The 26,102-nt window shown below is 64.9% G+C and carries 19 protein-coding genes; 7 read left to right on the forward strand and 12 right to left on the reverse strand.

Annotated features, from left to right (window positions below):
- Nucleotides 1–180: 180 nt before the first annotated feature.
- From XH93_RS25530 to nirB, 3 genes are read right to left on the reverse strand one after another with little or no spacing between them, the layout of a single operon-like run.
- Nucleotides 181–2,844, reverse strand: a complete 2,664-nt coding sequence (locus XH93_RS25530) for a nitrate reductase (RefSeq protein WP_194469590.1) — start codon at nucleotides 2,842–2,844, stop codon at nucleotides 181–183.
- 10 nt (nucleotides 2,845–2,854) lie between these two features.
- The gene (gene nirD, locus XH93_RS25535; RefSeq protein ID WP_194469591.1) at nucleotides 2,855–3,184 is read right to left on the reverse strand and encodes a nitrite reductase small subunit NirD; all 330 of its coding nucleotides are present in this window, start codon (nucleotides 3,182–3,184) and stop codon (nucleotides 2,855–2,857) included.
- Nucleotides 3,181–5,625: a nitrite reductase large subunit NirB gene (gene nirB / locus XH93_RS25540; protein WP_210241774.1), complete on the reverse strand. Its 2,445-nt coding sequence runs from the start codon at nucleotides 5,623–5,625 to the stop codon at nucleotides 3,181–3,183. The genes nirD and nirB overlap by 4 nt, the downstream gene beginning before the upstream one ends.
- Before the next feature lie 126 nt (nucleotides 5,626–5,751).
- Between nirB and XH93_RS25545 the strand changes: the two genes are divergently transcribed.
- From XH93_RS25545 to XH93_RS25555, 3 genes are all read left to right on the forward strand, one after another.
- On the forward strand, nucleotides 5,752–5,949 hold the full coding sequence (locus XH93_RS25545) for a hypothetical protein (protein WP_194469592.1): 198 nt from the start codon (nucleotides 5,752–5,754) through the stop codon (nucleotides 5,947–5,949).
- A 321-nt stretch (nucleotides 5,950–6,270) separates the two neighbouring features.
- Entirely contained in the window at nucleotides 6,271–7,530 is a 1,260-nt protein-coding gene (locus XH93_RS25550; RefSeq protein WP_194469593.1) for a NarK/NasA family nitrate transporter, read from the forward strand.
- 56 nt (nucleotides 7,531–7,586) lie between these two features.
- The gene (locus XH93_RS25555) at nucleotides 7,587–9,290 is read left to right on the forward strand and encodes a bifunctional protein-serine/threonine kinase/phosphatase (RefSeq protein ID WP_194469594.1); all 1,704 of its coding nucleotides are present in this window, start codon (nucleotides 7,587–7,589) and stop codon (nucleotides 9,288–9,290) included.
- Nucleotides 9,291–9,425: 135 nt separating this feature from the next.
- On the opposite strand, the gene XH93_RS25560 is transcribed toward XH93_RS25555, so the two are convergent.
- Both XH93_RS25560 and XH93_RS25565 read right to left on the reverse strand, forming a co-directional pair.
- Nucleotides 9,426–11,126, reverse strand: coding sequence for an EF-hand domain-containing protein (locus tag XH93_RS25560; RefSeq protein ID WP_194469595.1), 1,701 nt, complete (start codon nucleotides 11,124–11,126; stop codon nucleotides 9,426–9,428).
- A 115-nt stretch (nucleotides 11,127–11,241) separates the two neighbouring features.
- Nucleotides 11,242–11,949, reverse strand: a complete 708-nt coding sequence (locus XH93_RS25565) for an NUDIX domain-containing protein (protein ID WP_194469596.1) — start codon at nucleotides 11,947–11,949, stop codon at nucleotides 11,242–11,244.
- Between the two features lie 121 nt (nucleotides 11,950–12,070).
- Here XH93_RS25565 and XH93_RS25570 point away from each other — a divergent pair, with 121 nt between their 5' ends.
- Both XH93_RS25570 and XH93_RS25575 read left to right on the forward strand, forming a co-directional pair.
- Nucleotides 12,071–13,117, forward strand: a complete 1,047-nt coding sequence (locus XH93_RS25570; protein ID WP_194469597.1) for an SPFH domain-containing protein — start codon at nucleotides 12,071–12,073, stop codon at nucleotides 13,115–13,117.
- Nucleotides 13,101–14,036: a sugar kinase gene (locus XH93_RS25575; RefSeq protein ID WP_194469598.1), complete on the forward strand. Its 936-nt coding sequence runs from the start codon at nucleotides 13,101–13,103 to the stop codon at nucleotides 14,034–14,036. Before XH93_RS25570 ends, XH93_RS25575 begins: the two co-directional genes overlap by 17 nt.
- A 6-nt stretch (nucleotides 14,037–14,042) precedes the next feature.
- Here the strand turns inward: XH93_RS25575 and XH93_RS25580 are convergent, their stop codons facing one another.
- The 5 genes from XH93_RS25580 to XH93_RS25600 form a co-directional block, all read right to left on the reverse strand.
- The gene (locus XH93_RS25580) at nucleotides 14,043–14,225 is read right to left on the reverse strand and encodes a hypothetical protein (RefSeq protein WP_194469599.1); all 183 of its coding nucleotides are present in this window, start codon (nucleotides 14,223–14,225) and stop codon (nucleotides 14,043–14,045) included.
- A gap of 71 nt (nucleotides 14,226–14,296) precedes the next feature.
- Nucleotides 14,297–14,995 (reverse strand): glycerol-3-phosphate 1-O-acyltransferase PlsY, encoded by a 699-nt coding sequence (gene plsY, locus XH93_RS25585; RefSeq protein ID WP_194475331.1) that lies wholly within the window; start codon nucleotides 14,993–14,995, stop codon nucleotides 14,297–14,299.
- A gap of 24 nt (nucleotides 14,996–15,019) precedes the next feature.
- Nucleotides 15,020–15,472, reverse strand: coding sequence for a cupin domain-containing protein (locus XH93_RS25590; protein WP_194469600.1), 453 nt, complete (start codon nucleotides 15,470–15,472; stop codon nucleotides 15,020–15,022).
- A gap of 76 nt (nucleotides 15,473–15,548) precedes the next feature.
- The gene (locus tag XH93_RS25595) at nucleotides 15,549–16,058 is read right to left on the reverse strand and encodes a GNAT family N-acetyltransferase (protein WP_194469601.1); all 510 of its coding nucleotides are present in this window, start codon (nucleotides 16,056–16,058) and stop codon (nucleotides 15,549–15,551) included.
- A gap of 5 nt (nucleotides 16,059–16,063) precedes the next feature.
- A complete protein-coding gene (locus XH93_RS25600; protein WP_194469602.1) occupies nucleotides 16,064–19,141 on the reverse strand; it encodes a glycoside hydrolase family 38 C-terminal domain-containing protein in 3,078 nt (1,025 codons plus the stop codon).
- A gap of 878 nt (nucleotides 19,142–20,019) precedes the next feature.
- Here XH93_RS25600 and XH93_RS25605 point away from each other — a divergent pair.
- Complete coding sequence (locus tag XH93_RS25605) at nucleotides 20,020–20,196, forward strand: hypothetical protein (RefSeq protein ID WP_194469603.1); 177 nt, start codon at nucleotides 20,020–20,022, stop codon at nucleotides 20,194–20,196.
- A 225-nt stretch (nucleotides 20,197–20,421) separates the two neighbouring features.
- Here the strand turns inward: XH93_RS25605 and XH93_RS25610 are convergent, their stop codons facing one another.
- Nucleotides 20,422–20,766, reverse strand: a complete 345-nt coding sequence (locus tag XH93_RS25610; RefSeq protein WP_194469604.1) for a hypothetical protein — start codon at nucleotides 20,764–20,766, stop codon at nucleotides 20,422–20,424.
- A gap of 457 nt (nucleotides 20,767–21,223) precedes the next feature.
- On the opposite strand from XH93_RS25610, the gene XH93_RS25615 reads away from it, so the two are divergent.
- A complete protein-coding gene (locus XH93_RS25615; RefSeq protein WP_194475545.1) occupies nucleotides 21,224–21,421 on the forward strand; it encodes a hypothetical protein in 198 nt (65 codons plus the stop codon).
- Here XH93_RS25615 and XH93_RS25620 read toward each other — a convergent pair.
- On the reverse strand, nucleotides 21,418–26,049 hold the full coding sequence (locus tag XH93_RS25620; protein ID WP_194469605.1) for an Ig-like domain-containing protein: 4,632 nt from the start codon (nucleotides 26,047–26,049) through the stop codon (nucleotides 21,418–21,420). The two genes, XH93_RS25615 and XH93_RS25620, sit on opposite strands and share 4 nt — an antisense overlap.
- Between the last annotated feature and the right edge of the window lie 53 nt (nucleotides 26,050–26,102).

The following is a 26,102-nucleotide window of genomic DNA, read 5'->3' on the forward strand; positions in this document are numbered from 1 at the left end:
CGATACACCATTTTGGTGTGGCGAGCACTGCATTGGCGGCATGACACCATCCGCCTGCGCCCTATGTGCAGCGCGGCGGTACATCCGCCGGAACCGGCTCCTGGAGGTCGCGGATTGCCGCCGCGCGAAATTGCGAAACCGCCGACTGCAATTCTGCGTCGGGCCGATCTGCCCCGGTTGTTAGGATGCCGCCGCCTGCCGCATTTGCGCGCGGGCGCCGACCAGCTTGCTGATCTCGGGCCGGCAGCCGCCGCAATTGGTGCCGGCCTTCAGGCGCCGGCCGATCGCCTCGACGCTGTCGGCGCCCTTGCCGATCTCGGCGGTGATCTGGTGCCGTCCGACGCCAAAGCAGGAACAGACCACCGGGCCGGTGTCCTCGCCGGCCCCGAACGGCCGGCCCGCCAGCAGCGACATCCGCGCATTCGCCGACAATTGCGGTTCGGCAAACAGCCCGGTCAGCCACGCCCGCGACGGCAGCGTGTGGTCGGGCGCGATGAACACGCAGCCATCGAGGCGGCCGTCGCGCACCGCCGCGTAGCGGAAGCGTCCGGCGCCGGGATCGCGATAGGCGATCCACTCGATCTCGACGTCGTCGAGGCCGAGTTGCGCACGCGCCCAGTCGCGCCAGCTCTCCGGCCGCGTTTCGCCGGCCAGTTCCAACCGCCAGCAGTCGCCGGCCTTGCCGTGCACCCAGTAGCCCGCCTCCGGACGCCGGATCGGATTGCGGCTCAGGATAAAGGCGTGCCATTGCGGCGCGTAGGGATCGGCCTTCACCGGCGTGTGCTTCGATTCCGGCTGGCCCGACAACGGGTCGGTGGCCGGGTTGACCAGCGCATTGACCCGCCCCTCGCCGGCAAACTCCGCGTTCCAGTGCATCGGCACGAACACGCAGCCGCGGCGCTGGTCGGATGAGACCACGACGCGCGCGATCATCTCGCCCCACGGGCTGGTCAGCCGCGCCAGGGTGTCATTGGCAAGGCCGGCGAGCCGCGCATCCTCGGGATGGAATTCGGCATAGGGCTCGAACACATGCGACAGCAGCCGCGCGGTTTTGCCGGTCCGCGTCATGGTGTGCCACTGATCGCGGACGCGCCCGCTGTTGAGCACCAGCGGATAGTCGCGGCTGGTCGCATGACGCGGCGCGCGCGGTGCGATCGGAATGAAGCGCGCCTTGCGATCCGGCGTGAAGAATTTTGCGGTTTCGAACATCCGCGCCGTGCCGGCCGGATGATCTGAGGTCACGGGCCATTGCACCGGCGCCAGCGCCTCATAGCCGCGCTCGTCGAGCGTCGACAACGCCGAGATGTCGAAGTCGCGCGCGCCATTGTTCTCGAAGCCCGACAGTTCGGCGTGCTCGCGGAACACCTCGGCGACCGAGCCGTAGTCGAAGCCGGAATATCCCATGCGGGCGGCGACGTCGCAGATGATGCGCCAGTCGGCGCGCGCCTCGCCTGGTACCTCGAGGAACCGGCGCTGCCGCGAGATCCGGCGCTCCGAGTTGGTGACGGTGCCGTCCTTCTCGCCCCACGCCAGCGCCGGCAGCAGCACATCGGCATAACGCGTGGTGTCGGTGTCGCGCACGCAATCCGACACCACGACCAGCTCGCACTTGTCGAGCGCGGCACGGACGCGGTCGGCATCGGGCAGGCTCACCGCCGGATTGGTCGAGATGATCCACACCGCCTTGATGCGGCCGTCGGCGATGGCGTCGAACATGTCGACCGCCTTCAAGCCGCCCTTCTCCGCCATCACCGGCGCGCGCCAGAATCGCCGCACCAGTTCGCGATGCGCGGGGTTCTCGAGCTCCATATGCGCGGCAAGCTGGTTGGCGAGCCCGCCGACCTCGCGGCCGCCCATCGCATTGGGCTGGCCGGTCAGCGAGAACGGCCCCATGCCGGGGCGCCCGATCCGCCCGGTCAGGAGATGGCAGTTGATGATGGCATTGACCTTGTCGACGCCGCTGCTCGACTGGTTGATGCCTTGCGAATACAGCGTGACGACACGCTCGGTCCGCGCGAACCAGTCGAAGAACAATCCGACCGCGCCTTCGCTGAGGCCGCAGGTCGCGGCGGTCTGCGCCACGGTCTGGCCGGCGACCTGCTTGAGCGCCTCGACGACGCCGGTGGTGCAATTGCCGACGAACTCGCGATCGACCGCCTTGCTGCCGGCAAGGAATGCGAACAGCCCGTTGAACAGCACCGCGTCGCTGCCGGAGCGCAGCGGCAGGTGCAGATCGGCACCCTCGCAGGTCGCGGTGCGGCGCGGATCGATCACCACGATCTTGCAGGCGGGATTCTTCTCCTTTGCCGCCAGCATGCGCTGGTGCAGGATCGGATGGCACCATGCGGCGTTGGAGCCGACCAGCACCAACAGGTCCGCCTGTTCGAGATCCTCATAGCAGCCCGGCACGGTGTCGCTGCCGAAGGCGCGCTTGTGCCCGGCGACGCTGGAGGCCATGCACAGCCGCGAGTTGGTGTCGATATTGGCGGTGCCGACAAAGCCCTTGGCGAGCTTGTTGATAACGTAATAGTCCTCGGTCAAGAGTTGGCCGGAGACGTAGAACGCCACCGCGTCGGGTCCGTGCTCCCTGATGACGCGACCAAAGCCGTCGGCGACGCGATCGAGCGCGTCGTCCCAGGTCGCCGGCTGGCCGTCGACCAGCGGTTCGAGCAACCGCCCTTCAAGACCGATCGTCTCGGCCAGCGCCGAGCCCTTGCTGCAAAGCCGGCCGAAATTGGCCGGATGCTGCCGGTCGCCCTCGACACTGACCGTGCCGGCCGCGTCCCTGCTCGCGATCACGCCACAACCGACGCCGCAATAAGGACACGTGGTCTTGACCGCCATGGCGCTCAGCTCAGCTCACTGCCGCGGCCTGCCGCAGCGCCAGCCACACGATGCCGTTCTCGACCTTGGCCGGATGCGAGCGGGTGCAGCCCTCGTCGGGCGCGACCGCCTCGCCGCTCGCCAGCTCGATGACGAAATTGTGCAGCGGACAGGTCACGCGCTTGTTGTGCACGATGCCCTGCGACAGCGGCCCGCCCTTGTGCGGGCAGCGGTCGTCGAGCGCGAACACCTCGTCGCTTTCGGTGCGGAACACCGCGATGTTGCCGCCGGGCGTGCGCACCACGCGCGAGCCGAGCCGCGGAATGTCGTCCAGCGCGCCGATTTCGATCCACTGGGTCATGCGAGCTCCAATTCGGCAAGCGGGGCGAATTCGTTGCGGTCGACGCCGCGGCTGGCGCGCTCCGCCCACGGATCGCTCTGCGAGAACTGCTGCGAATAGGCGAAGCGCTCGAACAGCGCCTTGCGGTTCTTGACGTCGTCGACCACACGCTTCCTGATCTGCTCGAGGCCGACGCGGTCGCACCACTTGTACATGCGCTCGAGATACCAGCCCTCCTCGCGGTAAAGCTGGGTCAGCGCCACGATCACCTCCAGCGCCTCGTCCTCGGTCTCGACCTTGGTCAGGAACTCGGTGCCCTTGATGTGCAGGCCGGCGGCGCCGGCGAAGTGGATCTCGTAGCCGGAATCGACGCAGACCACGCCGACATCCTTGCAGGTCGCCTCGGCGCAGTTGCGCGGGCAGCCGGAGACGCCGAGCTTGACCTTGGCCGGGGTCCACGAGCCCCACATGAACTTCTCGAGCTTGATGCCGAGACCGGTGGAGTCCTGGGTGCCGAAGCGGCACCATTCGGAGCCGACGCAGGTCTTCACCGTGCGCAGGCCCTTGGCGTAGGCGTGGCCCGACACCATGCCGGCGTCGTTGAGGTCGGCCCACACCGCCGGCAGGTCCTCCTTCTTGACGCCGAGCAGGTCGATGCGCTGGCCGCCGGTGACCTTGACGGTCGGGATGTTGAACTTCTCGGCGACGTCGGCGATCGCGCGCAGCTCGCTCGGCGTGGTGACGCCGCCCCACATCCGCGGCACCACCGAATAGGTGCCGTCCTTCTGGATGTTGGCGTGGACACGCTCGTTGATGAAGCGCGACTGCTGGTCGTCGCGATACTCGCCGGGCCAGGTCGCGAGCAGATAATAGTTCAGCGCCGGGCGGCAGGAGTGGCAGCCGTTCAGCGTCTTCCACTCCATGAAGCGCATCACCGCCGGGATGGTCTTGAGCTGCTGCTCGACGATGACGCGGCGGACGTCGTCGTGGCTGTGATCGGTGCATTTGCACAGCGGCTTGACCTTGGGCGCCGCCGAATAGTCGCCGCCGAGCGTGAAGGCCAGGACCTGTTCGACCAGGCCGGTGCAGGAGCCGCAGGACGACGATGCCTTGGTATGGGCGCGGACGTCGTCGAGCGTGAACAGCTTCTTCTCGCTGATCGCCTTGACGATCGCGCCCTTGCAGACGCCGTTGCAGCCGCAGATCTCAGTCTCGTCGCTCATCGCGGCGACCGAGTTCTGGCCGTTGACGCCGCCGTCGCCGAGATTGGCGGCGCCGAACACCAGCCGCTCGCGCATATGCGAGACGTCGGTGCCGTCGCGCAGATGCTGGAAGTACCAGGGACCGTCGATGGTGTCGCCGTAGAGCACGGCGCCGACGATCTTCTTGTCCTTCAGGATGATGCGCTTGTAGACGCCACGATTGGCGTCCTGCAGCACGATCTCCTCCTTGTCCGGCCCGGGCGAGAAGTCGCCGGCCGAGAACAGGTCGATGCCGGTGACCTTCAGCTTGGTCGAGGTGACCGAGCCGTCATAGGTGGCAAAGCCCTTCATCGCGAGATGGTTGGCGCAGACCTTGGCCTGCTCGAACAGCGGCGCGACGAGGCCATAGACCTGGCGGCGGTGCTGCACGCATTCGCCGACCGCATAGATGCGGCCGTCATAGGTCTGCATGGTGTCGGAGACGACGATGCCGCGCTCGCAGTGCAGCCCCGCCTTCTTGGCGAGCTCGAAATTCGGCCGGATGCCGACCGCCATCACCACGAGATCGGCGGCCAGCTCGGTGCCGTCGCCGAAGCGCACGCCGGTGACGCGGTCCTCGCCCAGGATCGCCTGAGTCTGCGCCGGCATCTTGAACACCATGCCGCGCTCTTCCAGCGACTTGCGCAGCAGGCCGCCGGCGACCGGATCGAGCTGGCGCTCCATCAGCGTGTCGAGCAGATGCACGACGGTGACGTTCATGCCGCGCTTCATCAGCCCGTTGGCGGCTTCAAGACCGAGCAGACCGCCGCCGATCACGACGGCGTTGCGATAGTCGGTCGACGCCTTGATCATTCGGTCGACGTCGTAGATGTCGCGGAAGCCGATCACGCCCGGCAGGTCCTTGCCCGGCAGCGGCAACATGATCGGATTGGAGCCGGTCGCGATCAGCAGGCGGTCGTAGGGAACGCGCGCGCCGGCCTCCGTGACCACCTCGCAGGTGCGGCGATCGATCATGGTGACCGTCTCGCCCTTGCGCAGCGTGATGTTGTTGTCCTCGTACCAGTCGACGGTGTTGAGCATGATGTCGTCGACGGTCTTCTCGCCGGCGAGCACCGGCGACAGCAGGATGCGGTTGTAGTTGCCGTAGGGTTCGGAGCCGAACACCGTGATGTCGTAGAGATCGGGCGCGCGTTCGAGTAGCGCCTCCACCGTGCGGATGCCGGCCATTCCGTTGCCGATCACCACCAGCTTTTGCTTGATCACCTTGTCGAGCATGGTCTGCCTCTCAATTCCGACGGCGCTGCCAACGACGCGCATGCGTCGTGGATCGGCACCGATAAAGGTTGGATTTGTAGGAAGCCCAGCCGCGGGCGCAGACCGTCGCCAATGACGATCGATGTTCCGTTGGTGACTGATATTCAAGACGCATGCCAATTCGGCCCGATGGAATCTGGCAGCGAAATCAAGGCATTCTCGACGTCCTCGAATCTGCCTGATGACGCGGCGCGTGCACCGCCGGCCGATTTTTTAGCCACGCCGATGATCTCTTGTGCAGCACAGCATAGTCAGCCGCCACGGCGATGACGAGCGCGACGTCGACGCGTCGGCGCGCGCCGATGTGCACACCGCTCAAAAAAACACCAGCATGCGCGTTTGCGCGGCGGCACGTGCTGCAAGCCACGGCAATCGCGGGTGCCGCATGCCGTTCAACATCTTGCGGCAACGCCTTGCGACTGCAAGGCAAAGCGCCGCGATCGCTTCGATGGCACGGGACTTGCTGAGATATCTCCCTGACCGAGTGCGTCTCAACGACGAGCGCGCTCACTTTCACCCACATTGTTTATCTGTGTCCGAGACAGTCGCACGCCTGCGGCTGCCTCCGCCGCATCAACGCGAGACGCTTGGATGAAGCTAGCCGAGTTCAAGAAGGCAGGTCACTGGCCGACACTGCTCGCTGCGTTCCTGTACTTCGACATCAGTTTCATGGCGTGGGTCGCGCTCGGACCGCTGATCGTCTACATCGCGCGCGACATGAATCTGGCCGTGAACGAGAAGTTCACTTTGGTCGCGATCCCCGTGCTCGCCGGCGCGCTGCTCCGCGTGCCGATGGGCCTGCTCGCCGACATCATCGGCGCCAAGCGCACCGGCATCATCGCCCAGCTCGTGGTCATATTAGCGACCATTGCGGTCTGGCATTTCGGGCTGACCAGCAAGCTCGCGATCGAGCTGTTCGGACTTGTCCTCGGCATCGGCGGCGCCTCGTTCGCGGTGGCGCTGCCGCAGGCGAGCCGCTGGTATCCGCCGCAATATCAGGGCGTGGTGATGGGGATCGCCGGCGCCGGCAATATGGGCGTCGTGCTCGACACGCTGCTCGCGCCCTCGATCGCCGAACATTGGGGCTGGCAGGCCGTGTTCGGCTGCCTGCTGGTTCCGATGCTGATGGTGCTGGCCTATTATATCGTCGCGGCCAAGGACGCGCCGGGCGAGCGCAAGCCGGTGTCGCTGAAGGCCTATGGCGCGCTGCTGAAGGATTCCGACAGCCGCTGGTTCATGTTCTTCTACTTCATCACCTTCGGCGGCTTCGTCGGCCTCGCCAACGCGCTGCCGCTGTATTTCACGGTGCAGTATCACGTCTCCGGCGTCGCGGCGGGCCTCCTGGTCGCGCTGATCGTCGCGTTCGGCTCCGGCTTCCGCCCGGTCGGCGGCCTGATCGCCGACCGCATCGGCGGCATCCGCTCGCTGTCGATCCTGTTCGGCATCGTGGTCGCCGCCTATCTCGTCATCGCCTTCATGCCGGAGGGCCCGGCCGCGCCCGGGCAGGCCGGCTGGTCGCTGACCGAGATGCCGCGCATCGCCTGGATCTCGGTGCTGCTGTTCTCGATCGGCGTGCTGGCACTCGGCATGGGCAACGGCGCCGTGTTCCAACTGATCCCGCTGCGCTTCCGGCACGAGATCGGCTTGATGACCGGCCTCGTCGGTTGCGCCGGCGGCATCGGCGGCTTCTTCCTCGCCCAGACGCTCGGCACCGCAAAAGGCATGACCGGCGGCTTCGGCGCCGGCTTCCTGTTCTTCGGCGCGCTGGCGTTGCTTGGCTTCATCGGACTTGCCATGGTCAAGGTCCGCTGGCGCACCACCTGGGGCGCAGTGTCGGGAGCGCGCGTCTGACCGCCCGCCCCGCGCAATGACGGGGCTCGAACGTGGCGAACGGCGCGCAAAGCGGCATGCAACGAGACTTGCAGCGCGACCTCGGCGTCCGCGTCGGCTTCGCCAGCGAGACCGGCAGGCGCGACGCCAATGAGGACTATGTCGCGGCCTGCCTCGGCCGGCCCGGCATGGTTCACCGCGACGTCGTGGCCGCGGTCGCCGACGGCGTCGGCGGCCACAAGGGCGGACGCGAGGCCGCGGAGATCGCCGTCCGCAGCTTCATCGACGCCTATTATTCCCTGCCCGAGACCCTCGGCGTGCGCCGCCGCGCCGCGCGGGCGCTGGAAGCCGCCAATAGCTGGATCTACGGCCAGGGCCGGGTCGACGCCGCGCGCAGCGGCATGGCCTGCGCCTTCTCCTCCGTCATCCTGTCGCGGCGGCAGTGCCACGTCATCCATATCGGCGACACCCGCGCCTATCGCCTGAGCGACGGCCGGCTGGAGCGGCTGACGCAGGACCACATCGCCGGCCGCGGCGACCTCGCCCATCTGCTGAGCCGCGCCATCGGCTTCGAGGAGTTCGCCCGCTTCGATTACGCCAGCGTCGGATTGCGGCAGCACGATCGTCTCCTGATCTGCAGCGACGGCGTGCACGGCGCGCTCGGCGATTCCCGGCTGAAGCAACTGTTGGAGGAACGCACGCCGCCGGATGACGCCGCGCGCAGCATCGTCGAGACGGCGCTTGCAGCCGGCAGCAGCGACAACAGCACCGCGCTGGTGCTCGACGTGGTCGACCTGCCGCCGGCGGATCGCGACGAGCTCACCTACGCGATCGCGACGCTGCCGATCCTCGATTTGCCGGAGGCCGGCGACACCGTCGATGATTTCAGCCTCGGCGACGTCTTGTCCGACGGGCGCTACAGCCGCCTGTTCAAGGCCGTCGACAAGCGGGCCGGTCGCGAGGTGGTGCTGAAATTTCCGCATCCAAGGGTCGCAAGCGAAGGCTCCTATCGGCTCGCCTTCGTCCGCGAGGCGTGGGTCGCCGCGCGGGTGCGCAGCCTGTGGATCGGCGAGATCATCGAGGTGCCCGCGGAGCGGCAGACGCGGCTTTATTCGGCGATGCCGCTCTACGAGGGCGAGACGCTGGAGCAGCGGCTCGGCCGCGCGCCGCGGCTGTCGCTCACCGAAGGCATCGCCATTGCGACCAAGCTGGTGCGCGCGGTGACGGCGCTGCACCGCGCCGGCATCATCCATCGCGACATCAAGCCCGACAATGTGATCCTGCTGAAGGACGGCGGCCTGCGCCTCGTCGACCTCGGCGTCGCGCGGGTGCCGCTGCTGGAGGATTTTCCCGCCGAGGACATTCCGGGGACCGCGAGCTACATGGCGCCCGAACTGTTCGGCGGTAAGGCCGGCGACGAGGCCTCCGACTTGTTCGCGCTCGGCGTCACCGTCTACCGCATGTTCACCCAAAACTATCCGTTCGGCGAGATCGAGCCGTTCTCACGGCCGCGCTTCGGCAAGCCGGCGCCGCTGTCGCGCTACCGGCCGGACCTGCCGGCCTGGCTCGATGCCGTGATCGGCAAGGCGCTCAGCGTCGACCCGGCGCAGCGCTTTGGCGATGCCATCGAGTTCGCGCACGAATTGGAGAACGGCGCAACCTGGGCCGGCCCCGCCGTCACGGCCCGCAAATCGCTGCACGACCGCGATCCCGTGACGTTCTGGAAGGTGCTGTGCGCCCTCCTGGCGCTGATCATCGTGGTGCTGCTGGCGCGGCACTAAAGGCGATTGGGTGAGCGCCGCGCGCGGGTCACCGCATTCCCGGCACGCTCGCGATCAGGCACCTGCGCGGCAAGATGTTTCTCGCCTCGTCCCTGTCGGACGTCGCGACGCCCGGCTTCAATCTCGTGGTCTGACCTAGCTGCAGTTCGCGCGTGATCCGCTGACCGGCTTCATGTCGGTTTCCGTCAACACGCAGGCGGTGCTGAGATCGCCGTCAGGCGCCGGCACCTGGGAGGGCAGGACGAAAGTCCCCGATGCGCCGGCGGGAAGCCGGAGCTTCCTGGCAATCTTGTATTTGTCCGGCGAGATGTACGGCCTGACGTCGCCGCCGTTGATCCGGACACCGCGGGTCGTGCTGGTGACCAGCAGCGCGCCGGTGTCGACCAGTTCCGCAAGACCGGCACGCGCCGGCAAGATGGAATAGTGCTTCACCGGATGAGCCGAGACCACCTGCTCAATGTCGATCTGCGCGATCCCTGCCGGGAAGTCCTCGCGCACCTCACGCCACAGCAAATCGCCAAGCCCTTCCCTCGGCAATGGAATGGCATTGCGGACCGGGCGGTCCTCAAAATGCCGCGCGGCCGGAACACGGAAGGTTCCTGCGCTATACTCGCCGCCGATCTCGTCCGCCGCACGCCCCAGCAGCAGCGTTGCGATTTCCTGCGCACTGCCGTCCTTCATGGTCGCATCCATCGGCGGCACCAGACATCCGGTGTGCGCCGTGAAGCGTATTTTCTCGCGCGGCACGCCCATCACGCCGACCAGCGGCTTGCCAATACGCGGACGCCCGGCGCTGGACTCGACAACGCGCACCGGGCCCTCCTTTTCGGCGGTCCGTTCGCCATGGGCGACGACACCTGCGATGCGCTCGGTCGCACCAACAATGTCCCAGATCATCGCGCCGCCGCTCGCCAGCGCCAGATAGAGCGGCGCGGGTCCCGGCGCGATCTCGACCGTGGTCACATAGGTCATGCGGTCCTCGCTGCCGATCCAGGCGTTCGACAACGCCCTGCCCTCCGTCGCGCCGAGCAGGATAATGCGCGCATCGCGCGGCGGAGCCGGCACGTCGCAGCCCGCCACGCTTGCTGCGAGCCGCTGCTTCTTGACCTCCGCCTCGCGCGCACGCTGCACCGCCAAGCGGGCCTCATTGGCGCGCTTGCCGAATTCGGCTGCCTCGAGCGCCGAAATGCGGCCGTCGCGATCCTGGTCGACCGCATCGAATTGCTCGCGGATCGCCGTCTCATATTCCGCGAGCGAGACCGCGCCGTCCCCGTTGGCATCGAGCGTCATCGGGATGTACTGATTCCCGTTCTGCCGCCAGCCCGTGCTCGCCTGGTCCGCCTGCCGCTGCCCCTCCTGCTGAATCTCGGCGGCGCTGATGACGCCGTCGTGGTCGGCGTCCGGCTTGAGTGCGTCGCTGACCAGCCTGTCGAGCTGGAGGCGCGTCTGTTGCGGCGTCGGTTCGAGCTGCACGCCATTGGCATGGATCATCTGCCGCGCCCGCGGCTGCATCACGGCGGTGATCTCTTGCTTCGTCACGGCGCCGTCGCCGTCGAGGTCATAGACCAGGATCTGCATGATGGCCTGCGACCGCCGCTGCGCTGCGATTATCTTGCGCAAATCGTCGACGCCTTGCGCGGTGACGCCGCGCTCGTCCGGATTGCTCTGATAGAACGCCGCCAACGTCTGCGACCTGACCTGCTTCCAGGTCACGTCGGCGCGCATGAGGCCGCCCATCCGGTTGACGACCCATTCAGTGCTGGCGCTCGCCGGCCCAGCCAGCACACCGAGACACATCGCCGAAGCGCCGAGAACGCGAACCACCCGCAATCGCATTGCAAACTCCACTATTCCAGGTTGAGCGGTGTCGCGTACATATATTAAATTTGCCGTCCCGCGTTGCTTCAAATTGTTTGGTTCGCCGCGCGCCGGTGTCCGGCCACCAACATGCTCAATCCGGCGGATTGAACGTGCGCGCAAAGAACACCGGGGCTTTGGCCTTCTTCAGCCGGTAGAGCTGTGCCGGGCGGTTCGGTCCCTTGCGCATTTTGGCGATCGGCTCGATCAGGTCGGCGGCGAGCATGCGGGTGCGGAAGGCGCTCTTCTCCAGCGGACGGTCGAGCACGATCTCGTAGCTGCGCTGCAATTCCGGCAGGGTGAACTCCGGCGCCATCAGATAGGCCGGCAGCGAGGTGTACTCGACCTTGGCGCGCAGGCGCTGGATCGCGGCCTGCAGGATCTCGGCATGATCGAAGGCGAGCTTTGGCTTCACCTTCTCGCCGTCAATCGCGAACCATTGCGCATCCGCCGCCCGTGTGCCGCCGGCCGCGTGCTCGCCCAGCAGCGCGAAATAGACATGGGTGGCACACCAGCCGCGCGGATCCCGCGTGGCGCTGCCCCAGCTGCCGAGCTGCTCCAGATAGGGACTGACCACGCCGGTCTTGTCCTTCAGCTTGCGCACCGCGCAGGCCTCCAGATCGCGGTCGCCGGCGATGTCGATGAAGCCGCCGGGCAAGGCCCAAGATCCTGGAAACGGCTCGCTTTCCGCCTTCGGGCGTTGAACCAGCAGCACCTGGAGCGCGTCTGACAGGATGGCGAAAATGACGACGTCGACCGTCGTCAGCGGCCGCGGGAAGTCGAGCTCCGGTCGGTCAGACATATTTTCCGCTCTCCTCTCCGCTGGCGTGAACCTTTTCCCGGCTCGGCTTGACAATAACATACTTAGTTGTACAGTCCAACTAACTTAGTTGCTTAGACACACTTATTCAGGAGAACGCGCCATGTTCGGCCTCCGCTTCATCAAGGCTCAGCCGACCACCTATCTGATGAAATTCCGCGGCGGCGCGGTGACCCAGCAGGGCGCCGGCCTGTCCGGCTTCTATTACGCGCCGGTCACCTCGCTGGTCGCAGTCCCGATCGGCAGCCGCGACGCCGCCTTCATCTTCCAGCAGATCGCCCGCGACTTTCAGGCGCTGACCATTCAGGGCCACGTCACCTACCGGATCAGCGAGCCGCAGAAGGCCGCCGCGATGCTGAACTTCACCCTGAAGCGGGACGGCAAGACCTACGAATCCGACGACCCGGAAAAGCTGCCGCAGCGGATCCTCGCCACCGTCGAGGTGCTGGCGCAGCAGGCGGTGAAGGAGCTGACCTTGAAGGACGCGCTGCAGGCTTCCGACCGCATCGCAAGCATGATCGAGAGCGGCCTGCGCGGCCGCGCCGATATCGCCGCGCTCGGCCTCGAAATCCTCGGGGTCTCGATCCGCGGCGTCAAGCCGACTCCCGACACCGCCAAGGCGCTGGAGGCGGAAGCGCGCGAGGCGATCCTCAAGAGCGCCGACGAGGCGATCTTCGCCCGCCGCAACTTTGCGGTGGAGCAGGAACGCGCCATCCGCGAGAGCGAGCTCGACACCGAGATCGCGGTCGAGCAGAAGAAGCGCTCGATCCGCGAGACCCAGATGGATGCCGAGGCCAGCGTCGCGGCCAAGCAGGCCGAGCTGCGCGAGGCCGGCATGGTCGCCGACATCACGCTGGAGAGCAAGCGCAAGGACTTTGTCGGCCTCAACGCGGAAAACACCCGCACGCTGGCCGACGCCGAGGCCTATCGGGTCGGCGCGCTGATGAAGATTTTTGAGGGCGTCGACACCCGCGTGATCCAGGCGCTGGCGTCCGCCGGCATGCAGCCGGGCCAGTTGATCGCGCAGGCCTTCAGCGGCATCGCCGAGAAGGCCGAGAAGATCGGCCAGCTCAACGTCTCGCCCGACCTGCTCAACACGCTGCTGGACAAGCCCGCTGCCGCGGAGGCCGCCCGTGCCCGCCGACAATGACCGCAAGATCGTGCTCGTCACCCGCAAGACGCGGCTCGAGGAGCTGATTGCAAGATATCTGACGGCGGCGCAGGCGCGGTTCTATGTCGAGCATCTCGGCGCCGACTTCTCCGACTACCAGCGCGAGCACGATGTCTATCAGGCCGAACGCCGTGTCACCGTGCAGGCGCTGGAGCAATGGGGCCGCTACCAGATCATCGACCGGAGCTTTCTGCCGAACTTCATCTTCGGCCCGTCCGACATCGTGGTGGCGCTCGGCCAGGATGGCGTGGTCGCCAACACCATGAAATATCTCGACGGCCATCCGCTGATCGGGCTCAACCCGGACGCCAAGCGTTACGACGGCATCCTGCTGCCCTTCGTGCCGCGCGACCTCCCTGCCCTGTTGGGCGAGGTCGCGGCGGACAGACGCGGCCACAAGGCGGTGACGATGGCGAAGGCCGAGCTCGCCAACGGCCAGGTGCTCTACGCCGTCAACGAGATGTTCATCGGCGCGCGCACGCATGTATCTGCCGTGTACGAGATCGCGCTCGCGGGTGAACGCGAGCGGCAGTCCTCCAGCGGCCTGATCGTGGCGACCGGGCTCGGCTCGACCGCCTGGTTCAAGAGCATCGTCACCGGCTCGCTGGCGATCGCCGGCCGCTTCGGTGGCGGCGACGGCGCCCCGCCCTATCTGCCGCAGGCGTGGGACACCGACGCGCTGCGCTTTGCGGTGCGCGAGCCGTTCCCGAGCCGGACCTCGCAGGTCAATCTGGTCTGCGGCAGCCTCGCCCGCACTGAGCGCCTCAGCGTGCGCTCGCTGATGCCCGAGAACGGCGTCATCTTCTCTGACGGCATCGAGGCCGACCGGCTGGATTTCAATTCGGGGACCGAGGCGCAGATCACGGTCGCCGAGCGCGAGGGACGGCTGGTGGTGTAGCGGGGTTCAACGCGGGATCGGATGCAGCCTGGCCAGCTGGTCGAGCGGCAGCTCGGCTTCAACATCGTTCAGGGCAAAGCGGACAATCACGTCCTGCCGCCCGAGCTGACCCCACAGCCCCTCCGCCGACCATTTTTGCGGCTCGGGCCCGCGCGGGCCATCGATCCAAACGAAATACCACTGGGTCATGAGAAGGGTCCGGCGATCAGCATGGATCAAAATTGGCGCTTCGGCGCGGTCCCTGCAACGGCTGATGGCGGCTATATCTTCGATTCCGCGCTCGATTTCACATTCGATTCCTGGCTGCTTTGCCCAAGGCGCGGCTCGGTTCCGGCCAGCAGCCGCTGAATGTTGGCGCGGTGGCGCACGATCACGTAAAGGCTGCCTGAAATCACCAGCAGCCGATACGGCAGCGGCTGCTCGAAGCCGCAGATCAGCACGACGGCCGTCAACGCCGCCAGCATCGAGCTCAGCGAAACAATCCGGAGCATCGCCAGCGTCACGCCAAAGACGGCCGCAGCGCCAAGCGCCGCCGGCCAGGACAACGCCAGCAACACGCCGAGCCCGGTCGCGGCGGATTTGCCGCCGGTGAAATTCAGCCAGATCGAGCGGCCATGCCCGAGCAGCACGGCGAGCCCGGCGAGGCCAACGAACCAGGGCACCCAGCTTTGCAGATCGAGCGCCGTCGGTGGCGCGACGGACGGCAATGTCCCGAGCCAGGGATAATACCAGCCGGCAAACATGATCGCGGCCGCGCCTTTCAGCACATCGACCACGAGAACCAGCAGCGCCGGCCATTTGCCCAGGGTCCGCAGCACATTGGTCGCGCCGGTGGATTTGGAGCCATGCTGGCGGATATCGATGCCCTTGAGCAGTTTTCCGGCCAGATAGCCAGTCGGCATCGATCCGAAGAGATAGGCGACCGCCAATCCCGCCACACTCGCTGTCCAGAAAATCACCGGATTCACTGTGAGGCTCGCATGTCAGTACGGCGTGCCGTCCTTGTGCAGGAAGCGGCCGTCGGAGCTCGGGCTCATCATGTCGATGTCGGAGCAGGTGATGACGTCGTCGGGCGAGCGCGAGCCGACCTCCAGATAAATCGCGGTTGCCTGCGAGCGGTTGATCATGTGGTGGCCGTTGCCCGAGTTCTTGGCGAACGCCGCGCAATCGCCGGCGCGCAGCACCGTCTCGCCGCCATCCTCGACCAGCACGACTTCACCTGCCAGCACATAGACAAACTCGTCCTCGTGCGAATGCCAGTGGCGCTGGCTCGACCAGTTGCCCGGCGGCAGCCGCATCAGATTGACGCCGAAGTCGGTGAGCCCGCCGGCGTCGCCGAGCCGCTGCCGCACCCGCTCGGCGCATGCCGCGGCGAACTCCGCGGGATAGCCGCTCCCCTTGCGCTCCGGCACGTTTGCAACATCGATCCTGGGCATGGCACTTTCTCTCGATGAGGACGACACGGCCTCACATCTAGCACGATAGCGCCCGCAAATGTGTCGGGCTCAGGTCTCAGATTCCGGCCAGATCCTTCTGCATCAGGATCTCGTCGTAGTAGCGCCCGTCGACCTTCAGGGCGTGCCGTTCCAGCCCGTACTCCACGAAGCCGACGCTCTGGTAGAGCCGCAGGGCCGGCGCGTTGCCTTTCGTCACGCCCAATTGAACCAGCTCGACGGATTGCGCCGCAAGCTCGAGCGCGGCGTCCACCAGCCGGCGGCCGATCCGCGCACGCCGTGCCACAGGTCGGACATACATGCCGACCAGCGTGCCCTTGTGCTGCCGCTTCGGCCCCTCGCCGATCACGAGGCCGACGATCCCGGCGAGCTCGCCGCCGTTGAATGCACCGAGCACGCTGGCGCGCTCGAGCCGCTCCGCAAACCAGGCGACGGGATGGACGCTTTCGGTCTCGAACGCGCTGGCGTACGCCTCCGGGCTCGCGCGGAGCGCTTCGAGCCTGATATCGCGATACAGCGCGCCGTCGGCCGCCGTCAGACGCCTGATATCGATGGAAGATGCAGTCATGCTGATCAATCCGGCTTCTGAAAGACCCGCAGCGTCACGATCTGGAACGGACGCAGCGGCAAGCGGCAGCTCCGGCCGTCAGTCTGCAATGCCTCGAGGCGATCCTCCAACGTGTTGCTCATCCACACTGACGCGACGTCGACGCCGAAGTCGAGAGTCACAGCAGCTCGAACGCCCGTGCTCTCATAAAGCCGCACCACAAGACCTTCGCCATCCTCGGCAGGCTTGATGGTGTCGACGATGACGTTGCGCGGGGAAACGCGCAGCAAGGACTGCTGCAATGGCGCGCGCGGCCGCCCCTTGACCCACAGCACCGGACGCGCAAAGCGCAAGGCATGCCCGACGGTGTCGGCGGCGCGCCAATCGCCGGCGTGCGGATAGATCGCATATCGCATCGTGTGCCGGCCGATATCGGCCTGCAGATCCGGCATCGTGGCGCCGCGCAGCAGCGTCAGCGCGAGCTGGTTGCCGAACGTCGAATAGCCGTGCCTGTTTTCGCTGAGCAGCGACACGCCGAAATCCGGCTCCGAAAGATCCGACCAGCGCTGGCCCGGGACCTCGTATTTGGCGGCATCCGCATCCGTGTTGGCGTGGGTCGGCCGCTCGATCGCGCCGAACATGGTCTCGTAGGTCGCATTCGCCGCGCGGCAGGCGAGCGGAAACATCACCTTCAGCAGCGTCTTGCGCTCGTGCCAGTCGACCGTGGTTTCGAATGCGAGGTGCTGCGCGCCGGCATCGAGGCGGATCACCTGGGACAACTTGCTGTCGCGTCCGAGCTTGCGCTCGAAACGAACCTCGCCGCGCAGCCCGCCGTCCGAGACGACCTCGCAGCTGACCTCGCCGGTCACGTCCCGCGCGGTCTCCAGCGCGAACGGATCGATGTCCCACGCCTCGAAATCGAGCGGGCGGTCGTCCAGCAGCAGGAAGCGCGCGCCCGGCGCCGCCAGCGTTTCGCGGCCGGTCGCCAGATGGATCAGCGATTGCACCAGGCCGCTGCGGTCGATGCGCGCCTCGAGATGCGCGTTCGACAGCACAAAACCGTCGAGGCCGGACGACACGACGACGCGGGCGTCCGTCGCCGCCACCTCTCCTGCCGCGAACGGCGGGGCGGCGATGGTGTGAAGGCCGCCATCCGGATCGGTCGCGACCTCGGCGCGGCCGACGCCCAGCATGTTGACCGGTGTCCAGCCCGCCCCGTCGGCATCGCAGAGCGTGGCCAGCAAGGCCTGCGCTCGGCGTTTCGCTTCGTCCTCCACCGCGGCGAGGTCGACCTCCGCCCGCTCATAGACGGCGCGAATGCTGCTGCCCGGGATGATGTCGTGAAACTGGTTGACCAGCAGCGTGCGCCACAGGCCTTCGATGTCCTCCGCCGAGGGCGCCGGCTGCCCCCACGCGCCGGCGAGCGCGGCGAGAAATTCCAGCGCCTGCAGGCCGGCCTCGCAGGCGCGGTTGAGGCGCTTGACCTCCGACTGCGTGGTGTAGGTGCCGCGGTGATATTCGAGATAGAGCTCGCCCTCGATGGTCGCAAAATTCCCGGCCGACACGGCGAGGCGGTCGAAGAACTCATCGACGTTGCGGATCCCGATCCTCGGAATGCCCTGCAAATCCCTGGTCCGCCGCAGCGTCTCAATCATGGTCTCGTCGGCGCCGCCGCCGCCGTCGCCATAGCCGAACAGATAGATCGCCTCACTCAAGCGGTCGGCGTCCTTGTAATTGGCCGCGTGATAGCGCAGCTCGGCGACCTGCGCCGATCCGTTGTAGGTGTCGGCCGGCGGGAAATGCGTCAGCACCGTGCTGCCGTCGATGCCGCGCCAATGAAAGCTGTGATGCGGTGGCGTGGTGAACTTGTTCCACGACAGCTTTTGGGTCAGAAAGCGCGACATCCCTGCTGAGCGCATCAGCTGCGGCAGCTGGCCGTCATAGCCGAACACGTCGGGATTCCAGAACACCGTCGACCGCTTGCCAAAAGTCCGCTCGAAATAGCGCTGGCCATAGAGGAACTGGCGGCAGATCGACTCGCCCCACGGCAGATTGCAGTCCGGCTCGATCCAGCTGCCGCCGATCGGTATCCACTGCCCGGCCGCGACCTTGGCGCGGATCCGCGCGAACAGGTCGGGGTCATGCTGTTCGATCACGGCGTACTGGTACGCCTGCGAGCAGGCGAACTTGAATTCGGGATAGCGGTCCATCAGCGCGACCGCCGTGGAAAAGCTGCGCTGCGCCTTGCGCCTGGTTTCGTCGAGCGGCCACAGCCACGCCGTATCGAGATGGGCGTGGCCGATCGCCGACATCTCGTGGGCGACGCTGCCATTGCGTGCCGCGAGCAGGCCTTCAAGGATCGCGCGCGCCTCAGGCCAGGTCGCGCGATCCTCGGGATCGGCGATGTTGCAGACGCGGTTGAGGTCGTGCAGCAGCCGCCCGGCCCAGGTCCGGTCCAGCGCCGGCTGCACCAATTCGCCGACGCCGCCATGCGACCTGGTCTTGCCGGCGGGATTGCGGTCGGCCTCGAGCTGACGCAGCACGTCGTAGTCGAAATAGAGCGCGAAGGCCTCGGGATCGAAGCGGCGCAGCTCGCAGGCGACCAGCGCGTAGCCCTGCGGGTCGGTGCCGTACTCGCCGAACAGGCCGTTGCAGGCGATCTCGACATGAAAGGTGAGCCGCTCGCCGCCGCGCGCCGGCTGCAGCAGCGGCGCGGTGTGGCGGCCGGGATTGAGGCCCTGGGTCGAGCGGCCGTCGAGCCAGAGCAACGCCTCGGAGCGGCTGTCCCAATAGAGGTCGACCCGCGCGCCGGCCCAGCCCTCGGGCACCTCGACCACGACGCGCGCCCAATACGTCGCCCACAGCGGCCCCAGCCGCCCGCCGAGCGGGACCTGCCGATAGTCGAGCTTGAGCGCGTCGGCGAGCGCGATCCGCTCCGTCGGCCCGGCCAGTTCGAGCGAAACGATCGGCACGCGATCGGAATGAATCCGCTCCTGCAGCCGCTGCGCAAAACGCTCCAGCCGGCCGCGCGTGTACTTGTCATAGCGGCCGCGGAGCCGGGCCATCACCGGATCGCCGCCAGTCTGATCCGTCTCATCGATCATGTTCCACCTGCATCAGTCTCAGAGCGCGGGATCGAACACAGCCGGCTCGATCACATTGCCAATTGCAGCAGTGCACAGGCCGCCCCGCCGGGAGCAACCGCGATTCCGGAACAGAGGATATGAGATTGGAGCGGGTGAAGGGAATCGAACCCTCGTATTCAGCTTGGAAGTCTTCGAATTTCCTCTGTGATTTCAATGCATTCTGACAATTCACACCGTTTTTGCTCGTTGAGATCATTAGGGAATTTCGTCTTGTCAGAACGGACTTAGGAGCCGACATTGGCGACCAAGCACGCAAATACCGCCCTCGTTGCCAATAGTCGCTTCGATGTGTTTTTGGTTTTCGCGATCGCCCTTGAGAGACTGATGGCCCAAACGTGGTGAGCCTGCGTCCCGGCGATGTCCCCATTCTACAACGCCTGAGGTAATGGATACTGATACTTAGCGCATTGAAATTGCTTCGCTTATTTTCCGCCGACTCAATCGATACCAACAAAAATACCAACACTGCGAAGTCCGACTGCCGACAATAAATACTCTCTTTGGAAAGAATTTCTCGGCGAATGGATCGACCAGCAGGGCCGGTGACAGGTTTACAATCCGGCCAATATCGGCGGTCTGCTAATTTCTATCGACCAACGGCGGCCTCGAAACATACGGGCCTTATGCCACGAGCGAGAGATCCATATGATAGCTAAGTTTGTCTCGCTGCAAACTCGTGATCCACTCCCGAAGGTCCTTGGCTGCTCCAGAAATCGCGTCGCATTGACCTCTCTTCGCGGCCACGAACGTACTGTCGATCGAGGTCGAAATCGTCGAAGCTGGCGCGCCGAATTCCAACCGAAAACGATCTACGTTGCGTGACAGCAGTGATTCCCATGAGCTCTTTGCTGATTCGTAACCGTTTGGCAGACCACCGAGTTGCTGTTCTTCACGGCGACGACACCGAAGCCGTCGATCGCCTTGTTCAACACGTCATTCTCAAACTGCAAGCTTCTGATGCTGTCGCCGTTTCGAGCGACTTGAAGCTCTCGTTCGCTAATACCGGTCAGTAAAGTAAAGTCGCCGCTCCTAGCTGCAGCGAGGATCGACGCAGCTATGGCGCATCACCCGCGCCCCCCGATGACAAGCCCTTGGACCGCGCTGTAGCTGCTATCAAGGAATTGTTCGAGCAGATGAGGTCGCTGTCATGAACTGCATTCTCTGCCATCGGCTAGGTCTGTAAAAACCATCCGGACCAGCCATGGGACGGACCACACGGCTTTCACCTGGCGCTAGGATCACGCGATTCCTCGCTCGTACGCATCCAGTTCGGCAATCGTCTCCTCATCAGCGTCAGCGACGGCCTGGAGGTAGGAGCGTTCCTTCATGATCTCAAGGCCGGTGATGATGACATTGATATCGTCGCCAGATGCGCCACCGTCTGCGAAGGCGTTAGCAGCAGCGTTCTGCTCCTCCGTCAGTTCATTGCGCCAATACCGGCAGGTGAGAATCTCTGCGGCTGCATCTCCATAGAGATTCGGATAGTTGCTCACACCGGCACAGGGTTGAGCGCGATGGAACGTTTCACGTTCAAAATCGATCACGTAATAGCGGTTGCGAATCCGGATTGGCGCTTCAGTCATCTATGACGCCTCGATCGCCACTGCGCCTTGGCATACATCCACAGGCTCACACATTGCTTTCATCAGCGCCTTCGTCGCGTCGAGCTGGAGCACCGTAGAACAGCGGTACATTTTTGCCGACTTGCCCCGAGAGGCGACCGGACTCAAAATACGGCCATGATTCGTGGCCGTATTTGGGGACGACGACTATGCGGACACATGCGGTGGAAAGGGCGAGCGGTTCCGACCTTCAATCTCTTCAGGCGGAACTTGCAACTATCAACTCTCAAATCGAGAGAGCGCGCACGGAATCTCGAGCGATCCAGGATCTGAGGGAAAGTGCGATCAGCATTTGTCGGCAGATAGACGAAATTCGGTCTACCATTGCTGCTGCGCGGCTGGATTAATCTGCGATCCACCGGATACACGCAGAAGGCGCTGGGCGCACGCCAGGAGCGGTCATTTCTTGAGCCGTCTGATGACAGTGCCCGGCACCGTCGAGCCGGTCATCGGCCATCTCAAATCCGAGCATCGCAACGGCTGCAACCAGCTCTGGCATCGCCAGGGCGATGCCATCAATGCGGTCCGCGCGGCCGCCGAACTGAAGTCCGGGTTCTTCACGGTCGACAAACAAGGTCCGCATGACAGCTGGACAGTTTTCTGCGTGCTAGTCTAGTGGTGGAGCATGAAGTTGTGAAACTCCGCGAGATGCGCATCTACCGGCGCGGCAACGTGAAACAGTTCGGGATGATCGGTCGCCAGCAAAGCCGACCCGATGCTGTCGAGCTGCGGCATCGCCGGATGATCAGCTCGAAGGCTGAAATCGGCCGCGCCTGCCGATGAACCGGCGCGGCCAAAAACAAAGCTTTCCCCCGCCAGCCATGCGGCCGGTGCAGGCTGTGCAGTCGGCATCCGTTGTGGCGCCTGAACTGAGCCAAAATCAAATTCATCCTTGGACGGATCGATCACCAGCGTGCCGCCGCTGCTGTCCCTCGCAAGAATGAACGTCGTCCGCGTGTAGTCGCCGACCAGCGAAAGGTGCGCGGCGTGGCTTTGGGCATCGGCCACGGTCCGCACACCAACGGATGTATCTTTTAAATAGGATGCGGATGTTTCGGCCCCGAAAGCAATGTCCTTCAAGTCGATCTGGTTCGAATGGGATGCCGGATCGATCAGCTTTCTACTGACCTGGGACGCATGATCGAGAACCAGCGTGCCGGTCGCGGCATTGAAGGTGATCGATCTCGACGACATCGCCTCCGCGGCAACTGATGACCAGGTACCGAATTGCCCAGCGACGACGCCGGCACCGGCGTATTTCAACGTTGCTCCCAGGCTGTCGCCGATCGTATCAAGCAAGTAGTGGATGCCGAGCCTGTCCAGACTGGTTCTACCGGACGCTTCGATCGTCGGCGTCGAGCTGACAGGGGGAACACCGATCACGCCATCACCGTTCAGGTCCTGGTGGAAGATCGGCTCGATCGCTTCAAGTGAGGGACGGATTCTCGCCAGATTGTTCAGGTTGCCATCGTCGTCGGTGGTCCATACCGCATACTGGCCGCTCCCGGAATCCTTCCAGGCGACATCATAGCCGCTCGCGGTCGCCTCCGCGGCAACCGGCGACCAGATGCCGAACTCCCCTGCCACGACCGGCGCGCCGGCGTATTTCAGCACGACCGCGGCGTCGGCAACCGACATGTAATAGTCGTTTCCGACCCTGGTGAACGACGTCGTGCCTACCGCCTCGATCGTCGTACCGACCACCTCCGCCAGGTCATTGGAGGACAGGCTTTGATTGCCGACCTCGTCGGTCGCGGTTGCGGAAAGCTTGTGCATGCCGGTGGCGAGCCCAGCGGTGCTGACGCTCCACGTACCGTTGGATACCGCGACAGTCGTGCCCAGCAAGTTTGTCCCGTCATACAAATTGACGGTGCTTCCGGCTTCCGCCGAGCCGGAGACGGTGACGCTGCCAGAGGTAAGCGTGGCCGAGATCAGATTGGGGGCCGCGGGTGGTTGCGTATCGACAGTCACGTTCAACGGCGCAGAAGCAGCGCTAAGGTTGCCGATGGCATCCGCGGCCTCGGCAGTGAAGAGATGACTACCGTCGGCCAGCGTTGCCGTCGCGAACGACCAGGCTCCGGCTGCGTCGGCTATCGTGGTCCCGACGAGGGTCCCCTGATCAAAGACTTCGACGGTGACACCGGCCTGGGCGTTTCCGGTCAGGGTCAGGTGATTTACGGCGGTGAGGCCCGAGCCGGTCACGCTGCTATCGGCCGAGAACGACGCCGTCGGGGCCGCGAGCCCTGTCATCGTCATCGGCGTGTTCCCGTCGGTGACGAATTCGACGTCCGAGGCTGTCAGCTGGGTGACGCCGACGAGGCGCAGCGTGTCCGTTCCTCGCGCATAGTGAACCGTCCAGACATAACCGACGTTGGTCAGGTAGGCCGAAGCATCGTAACCTTTCAGCGAGAGTTTGTCGTGCTCGGAGCTGGTGCTGGTCAGCGGATGGAAATCAGCGATCGTGACATAACCGCTGCCCAGGGTGTAGACGAAGGTGTCGTTCCCCGCACCTCCGAAAAGCCAGTCGTCGCCGCTCAAGCCTGCGATGCGGTTGGCGAGCTGATTGCCGATGCCCGCGAGCCCGCCCGTCATCATGGTTAGGTTTTCGACGTTGTCCGGCAAGGTATAGCAGGTCCAGGCTTCAACACTGTCGATGCCGCCGCCGGGATTTTCGACGATCTTCTGGTTCGGATTGTTGACGACATAGGTGTCGTCCCCGTTCCATCCGATCATCGTGTCGTCGACGTTGAATGCCGTGATATCGTCGTTGGCCGAAGTGCCATAGATCGTGTGGCTGGCGGCGCTTCCGTTGATCCAGGATGTGATCAGGCCGCCAACGGGGAGCGAACCGGGAAGCTGGAAATCGTCGCTGACGAAGGACGAGATGGTGGTGTTGCGGAAGACAAGCGTGTCCTGGCTCGTCAACGCCAAATAGACGTCGTTCCCGACCTGGGTCATCGCCGACTGAATGTCACTGAACGAGGTGAAGGCAAAGCCGTTGAGCGGAACGACGTCGTGCCCCGCCCCTCCCGGCGTGAAATCGGTGATGATGTCCGAGCCGTCGCCGGCGTTGACGACGAAGGTATCCGCGCCGCCGCCGCCGGTCAGAACGTCATTGCCGAGCCAGCCGGTGATGACGTTCGCGGCATCATTGCCGATGATAATGTTGGATCCCCAATTACCGGTGGCGTTGATAGCGTCTGAGCCGGCGAGCGTCAGGTTCTCGACATAGCTGGGCAGGCTGTAGGTGACGGACGACTCTATGGTATCGACGCCACCGCCGGCGGCCTCGACAACCTTTGCGTTCGGATCGGAGACGATATAGGTGTCGTCGCCGGCACCGCCGCTCATGGTGTCGGCGCCGCCCGCTCCGTCGATCAAATCGTTGCCCGATGTGCCGGTCAGGGTGTCGGCGCCCGCGGTCCCGGTGATCGTGTTGGTCGGCGCCCCGCTGGCGAGCAGCTTATAGTTCGCGAGCGTGTATTCCGGCAGCTGATATGCCGTAATCGAGTCGATCGATACACTCGCTGTCGCGTCCGGCGCGGCGTTGCCGGCCCAGTTGCCGCCCATGGCCAGGTTGGCGATCATGTACATCGGAGTGTTCATGTCGGAGGGGGTGGCCACCTGCCCCACCTCCGCACCATCCACAAAATAGGTCAGCGTGTACGGCGTCCATTTGACCGCGAAAGTATGCTGACCGGCGGTCAGATCGGCCGTGTTCGCCCAGTACCCCTGATCAGGCGTGGTCGAAGATCGAAACCCCCAATGCGATTGGTCCGGATGCGTGCCGAGCGCTTCGAGCACGTCGAGTTCCGTGGCGAGACCGTGCGGATTGGTGGGCAGCATCCAGAAGGCCGGCCACGCGCCGGGCGCGCCCGACAGCGTCGCCGTCATCTGAAAATAGCCGTAAGTCTGGGCGAAGCTGTTCTGGGTCGAGATCATCCCCGACGAGAATTGATGGCCGCCGACATAGGGCGCAGCGCTCGCAGGCAGCGGCTGCGCGGAGATGACGAGATGGCCGTCCTGGATCGAGAATGGGTTGAGGCCGAGCGGCGCTGACGCCTGGCTCCCCGGCAATCCCGAAAAGCTCGGGTCGACATAGACCTGCTGCTCGCCTGAGAGCGAGTAACTCGGTGGGCCGCTCCAGGCATAGCTCGTGCGCCATGTCAGATGCGGGTCCTGGCCTGCCGAGAGCGTATTGAAATCATCGTTGAAGGTCTGCACCAGGTCGGTGGGCTGTGTGACGATATTGACATTGGCCGCTGTGAAATCACCGATCTTGGTATTGTTGAGCCTGATGGTCTCTCCGCTGCTAAGCGTGAGCACAGTGTCAGTGCCGACCTGCTTCATGGCGGCGGTGACGTCGGACAGCGTGTGAAAGCCGGTGCCATTGAGTTGCAGGATGTCGCCACCAGCGCCGGTCTGGAAGTCAGTGATCACATCGTTGCCGTTGCCGACAGCGATGACGAAGGTGTCGATGCCGGCACCACCGGTGAGCACGTCATTGCCCTCGCCGCCGTCGATGATATTGTTGCCGGAACTGCCGATGATGATGTTGTCGAGATCGTTGCCGGTCGCAGGCGCTGCGTAGTTCCCGTTCAACGTCAGATTCTCGACATTCGGCGCGTCGGCAAGGCTGTAGCCGTCGACCGTCCAATCATGGATGGTATCGATCCCCTGGCGGGGCTGCTCGACGATCTTGGTGTTGTGGTCGTACGCGAAGTAGAGATCGTCGCCAGCGCCCCCGATCAGGGTGACCCCGGTTCCGAGTGCCTGCAGGGAATCGTTCATCGCGCTGCCGGTCAGCGTACCGCCTGCTTGCACCGTCTGCGCCGCCGTGTTCGGCGCGGCGCTGCCCTGAAGCGGATTGTCGAGCACGACGTTGGAGGCGACGAGCGACGACAGTGCGACATTCTGCAACGTCAGGGTTTCGGTGCTGGACAGGGTAACGATCGTGTCAGACCTCACTTGCTTGACAGCGGCAACGAAGGCAGCGAAGTTCGCAAACCCGTAGTTCTGAAGACGCAGGACGTCACCGCCGACGCCAGTCTGAAAGTCGCTAATGGTGTCAGAGCCGTAGCCCTTCGAGATTGCGAAGATGTCGCTGCTGGCTCCGCCGATAAGAAGATCGTTCCCAGTTCCTCCGAAGAGAATGTCCGATCCAGAAGTTCCGACGATAACGCTCGCGTAGGCTGGGCCGGTTGTCATGAAGAACTCTTTACTCCTTGGCGTTAACACCGCCATAAGGGTGCTCACGCCAGCCTTGTCCGTATTGGGTGCAGTTGAAATATGCATGA

Origin of the sequence: Bradyrhizobium sp. CCBAU 51753 (genome assembly GCF_015291565.1) — a bacterium.
In the GTDB taxonomy this organism is placed as follows: Bacteria; Pseudomonadota; Alphaproteobacteria; order Rhizobiales; family Xanthobacteraceae; genus Bradyrhizobium; species Bradyrhizobium ivorense.

What these genes read in the sequence shown, in the direction of transcription:
- XH93_RS25530 (WP_194469590.1), bottom strand. Translation starts at nt 2,844, where the DNA reads ATGGCGGTCAAGACCACGTGTCCTTATTGCGGCGTCGGTTGTGGCGTG.
- nirD (WP_194469591.1), bottom strand. Translation starts at nt 3,184, where the DNA reads ATGACCCAGTGGATCGAAATCGGCGCGCTGGACGACATTCCGCGGCTC.
- XH93_RS25545 (WP_194469592.1), top strand. Translation starts at nt 5,752, where the DNA reads ATGACGATCGATGTTCCGTTGGTGACTGATATTCAAGACGCATGCCAA.
- XH93_RS25550 (WP_194469593.1), top strand. Translation starts at nt 6,271, where the DNA reads ATGAAGCTAGCCGAGTTCAAGAAGGCAGGTCACTGGCCGACACTGCTC.
- XH93_RS25555 (WP_194469594.1), top strand. Translation starts at nt 7,587, where the DNA reads ATGCAACGAGACTTGCAGCGCGACCTCGGCGTCCGCGTCGGCTTCGCC.
- XH93_RS25560 (WP_194469595.1), bottom strand. Translation starts at nt 11,126, where the DNA reads ATGCGATTGCGGGTGGTTCGCGTTCTCGGCGCTTCGGCGATGTGTCTC.
- XH93_RS25565 (WP_194469596.1), bottom strand. Translation starts at nt 11,949, where the DNA reads ATGTCTGACCGACCGGAGCTCGACTTCCCGCGGCCGCTGACGACGGTC.
- XH93_RS25570 (WP_194469597.1), top strand. Translation starts at nt 12,071, where the DNA reads ATGTTCGGCCTCCGCTTCATCAAGGCTCAGCCGACCACCTATCTGATG.
- XH93_RS25580 (WP_194469599.1), bottom strand. Translation starts at nt 14,225, where the DNA reads ATGACCCAGTGGTATTTCGTTTGGATCGATGGCCCGCGCGGGCCCGAG.
- XH93_RS25590 (WP_194469600.1), bottom strand. Translation starts at nt 15,472, where the DNA reads ATGCCCAGGATCGATGTTGCAAACGTGCCGGAGCGCAAGGGGAGCGGC.
- XH93_RS25595 (WP_194469601.1), bottom strand. Translation starts at nt 16,058, where the DNA reads ATGACTGCATCTTCCATCGATATCAGGCGTCTGACGGCGGCCGACGGC.
- XH93_RS25600 (WP_194469602.1), bottom strand. Translation starts at nt 19,141, where the DNA reads ATGATCGATGAGACGGATCAGACTGGCGGCGATCCGGTGATGGCCCGG.
- XH93_RS25605 (WP_194469603.1), top strand. Translation starts at nt 20,020, where the DNA reads ATGAGCTCTTTGCTGATTCGTAACCGTTTGGCAGACCACCGAGTTGCT.
- XH93_RS25610 (WP_194469604.1), bottom strand. Translation starts at nt 20,766, where the DNA reads ATGACTGAAGCGCCAATCCGGATTCGCAACCGCTATTACGTGATCGAT.
- XH93_RS25615 (WP_194475545.1), top strand. Translation starts at nt 21,224, where the DNA reads ATGACAGTGCCCGGCACCGTCGAGCCGGTCATCGGCCATCTCAAATCC.
- XH93_RS25620 (WP_194469605.1), bottom strand. Translation starts at nt 26,049, where the DNA reads ATGGCGGTGTTAACGCCAAGGAGTAAAGAGTTCTTCATGACAACCGGC.